The sequence below is a fragment of the Streptomyces himastatinicus ATCC 53653 genome, assembly GCF_000158915.1.
In the GTDB taxonomy this organism is placed as follows: Bacteria; Actinomycetota; Actinomycetes; order Streptomycetales; family Streptomycetaceae; genus Streptomyces; species Streptomyces himastatinicus.
In genome coordinates this window covers 1,972,989-1,975,999 of record NZ_GG657754.1, presented here as the reverse complement: position 1 = coordinate 1,975,999, position 3,011 = coordinate 1,972,989, and the positions used below count along the sequence as shown (strand labels likewise).

Below are 3,011 nucleotides of genomic sequence, written 5' to 3'. Positions count from 1 at the left end.
TCGAGCACCCCGGCACCACCGGCCACATCCAGATAGCCCGGGGGGCCCGTCCCGCTGCCGCACCCGCCCGCCGACCCGGCGATGGCCGACGCCTCGCAGGCCGCCGTCGCCGTGCTGCTCATCGGGCCGGCTGGAGCGGGCAAGACCACCGTCGCCCGCTACTGGGCCGACCGCCGCCGGGTGCCGACCGCCCACATCAGCCTGGACGACGTCCGTGAATGGGTCAGGTCGGGCTTCGCCAACCCCCAGTCGGGCTGGAACGAGAACTCCGAGGCGCAGTATCGTCTCGCCCGCCGCACCTGCGGCTTCGCCGCCCGCAACTTCCTCGCCAACGGCATCTCCTGCATCCTGGACGACGCCGTCTTCCCGGACCGCCCCGTCGTCGGCCTCGGCGGCTGGAAGCGGCACGTCGGCCCCGGCCTCCTCCCCGTCGTGGTGCTGCCCGGCCTCGAAATCGTCCTGGAGCGGAACGCGGCCCGCAGCGGCAACCGCCGCCTCAGCGACGAAGAGGTCGCCCGCATCCACGGCCGGATGGCCGGGTGGTACGGCTCCGGGCTGCCGATCATCGACAACTCGACGTACGACGTGGAGACCACCGCCCGCATGCTGGACGAGGTAGTGGCCCGCTCCATCGCGAGCCCGCCCACCTTCTGAGCCCCCAGGGGACGAACCCCATCAGGACCCCATCCGGACCCGTCCGAACGGCCGGGGCGGGCCGGAGTGCGTACGCTCGGGGCATGTCCCAGGTGTACGCGGCCCGACGTGCCCGCCTGCACGACCAGTACGCGGCGGCCGGGAGCGAGGCCGCCCTGGTCTCCCGGCCCGCCAATGTGCGCTATCTGTGCGGCGACGCGCCCCCGGGAGCCACCCTGCTCCTCGGGCCCGTCCAGGACGTCCTGGTGGCGCCCGAGGCGTCGTCGTGGGGGCCGGTGCCGGGGCCGCATCCGGAGGATCTGCGGCTGCTGATGCTGTCCGGCCCTGACGGCGACCCCGCCGTGGCCGCCGCCGACCTGGCGGCGGCGGACGGCGCCGAGTCGCTGGCCGTCGAGGAGCACCACCTGACCGTGGCCCGCCACCGGGCGGTCGGCTCCGCCGCGCCGCGGCTGCACCTCGCCGATCTGGGGCGGGCCGTCGAACAGCTGCGGATCGTCAAGGACGACGAGGAGATCTCCTGTATGCGGATCGCCGGGGAGCTGGCCGACCAGGCGCTCGGCGAGCTGCTGGAATCGATCCTGGTGGGCCGCACCGAGCGGCATCTCGCGCTGGAGCTGGAGCGACGTCTGGTGGACCACGGGGCGGACGGACCGGCGTTCCCCACCGTGGTCGCCGCGGGGCCCCACGCGGGCCGGGCCGGGCATCTGCCCACCGACCGGCGGGTGGAGGAGGGCGACTTCCTCACCATCTGCCTGGGCGCCGACTACCGCGGGTACCGCTGCCAGGTGGGCCGTACGTTCGTCATCGGCCCCTCGCCCGCGGACTGGCAGGTCGAGCTGTACGACATCGTCTTCGCCGCTCAGCGGGCCGGGCGGGAGGCGCTGCTGCCGGGCATGGCGTACCGGGACGTGGACCGGGTGACCCGTCAGGTGCTGGACGCCGCAGGCTACGGGGAGGGGCTGGAGGCGCGCACCGGACACGGCGTGGGCCTGGAAATCGACGAGGACCCTCGGCTCTCGCCGTCGGCCATGGGTAAACTGGACGCTTGTGTGCCGGTCACCGTCGAACCGGGGGTCCACCTCCCGGGGCGGGGCGGTGTCCGGATCGACGATACGCTCGTCGTCCGCCCCGAGGCGGACGGCGGACCCGAGCTACTCACCATCACGACCAAAGAGCTGCTCGCGCTGTAGTTCTGGCTGACAGTTTTCGGCTGACGGCATTGGCTGATAACGGCGCACCGCGGCTCTCTGGTCTCCACCAGCTGTAGTCCAGGAGATCCCGCAACCGTGGCATCCACGAACGACCTCAAGAACGGCCTTGTGCTCAAGCTCGAAGGCGGCCAGCTCTGGTCCGTCGTCGAGTTCCAGCACGTCAAGCCCGGCAAGGGCCCTGCCTTCGTGCGTACCAAGCTCAAGAACGTGCTGTCCGGCAAGGTGGTCGACAAGACCTTCAACGCCGGCGTGAAGGTCGAGACGGCCAACGTCGACAAGCGCGGCATGCAGTTCTCGTTCAAGGACGGCGAGAGCTTTGTGTTCATGGACATGGACACCTACGACCAGATCTACGTCACCCCCGAGGTCGTCGGCGACAACGCCCGGTATCTGCTCGAGGGCTTCGAGGCGGTCGTCGCGATGTACGAGGGCAACCCTCTGTATGTCGAGCTGCCCGCCGCCGTCGAGCTGGTGATCGAGTACACCGAGCCCGGCGTCCAGGGTGACCGCTCGACCGGTGGCTCCAAGCCCGCCAAGCTCGAGACCGGCTACGAGATCGGCGTCCCGCTGTTCATCACCACCGGTGAAAAGATCAAGGTCGACACCCGTTCCGGTGAGTACCTCGGTCGGGTGAACAACTAACCGTGGCTGCCCGCAACAAGGCCCGTAAGCGTGCCTTTCAGATCCTTTTCGAGGCCGACCAGCGTGGCAGCTCCGTGCAGACGGTCCTCGCGGACTGGATACGGCACGCCCGGACCGACGATCGGCAGCCGCCGGTCAGCGAATACACGATGCAGCTCGTCGAGGGGTACGCGGAGCACACCGCCCGGATCGACGAGCTGCTCGCCACCTACGCGGTGGGCTGGACGCTGGACCGGATGCCGGTCGTCGACCGGAACATCCTGCGGCTCGGCGCCTACGAGCTGGTCTGGGAGGACGCGACTCCGGACGCCGTGGTGATCGACGAGGCGGTGCAGCTCGCCAAGGAGTTCTCCACCGATGACTCGCCGTCGTTCGTCAACGGTCTGCTGGGCCGGCTCAAGGAGCTGAAGCCCGGGCTGCGCCGCGACACGGAGACCGAGGACTCGGAGACCCAGGCTTAGACCGACCGGTCAGCAGGAGTCAGCACACAGCCGCCGGGGGCGG

The 3,011-nt window shown here is 70.5% G+C and carries 3 protein-coding genes and 1 pseudogene; all 4 read left to right on the top strand.

Translation table 11 applies throughout. The features are described from left to right. Positions 1-654 (top strand): annotated as a pseudogene (locus SSOG_RS07610) (AAA family ATPase); the annotation flags it as partial. 83 nt (positions 655-737) lie between these two features. Then, positions 738-1,844, top strand: coding sequence for an aminopeptidase P family protein (locus SSOG_RS07605; protein WP_009713630.1), 1,107 nt, complete (start codon positions 738-740; stop codon positions 1,842-1,844). Positions 1,845-1,940: 96 nt separating this feature from the next. Further along, the gene (gene efp, locus SSOG_RS07600) at positions 1,941-2,507 is read left to right on the top strand and encodes an elongation factor P (protein WP_009713629.1); all 567 of its coding nucleotides are present in this window, start codon (positions 1,941-1,943) and stop codon (positions 2,505-2,507) included. A gap of 2 nt (positions 2,508-2,509) precedes the next feature. After that, complete coding sequence (gene nusB, locus SSOG_RS07595) at positions 2,510-2,968, top strand: transcription antitermination factor NusB (RefSeq protein WP_009713628.1); 459 nt, start codon at positions 2,510-2,512, stop codon at positions 2,966-2,968. The last annotated feature ends 43 nt before the right edge of the window (positions 2,969-3,011 follow it).

Bases quoted from the DNA above. Each gene is read 5' to 3' on its own strand.
- SSOG_RS07605 (WP_009713630.1), top strand. From the start codon at position 738: ATGTCCCAGGTGTACGCGGCCCGACGTGCCCGCCTGCACGACCAGTAC.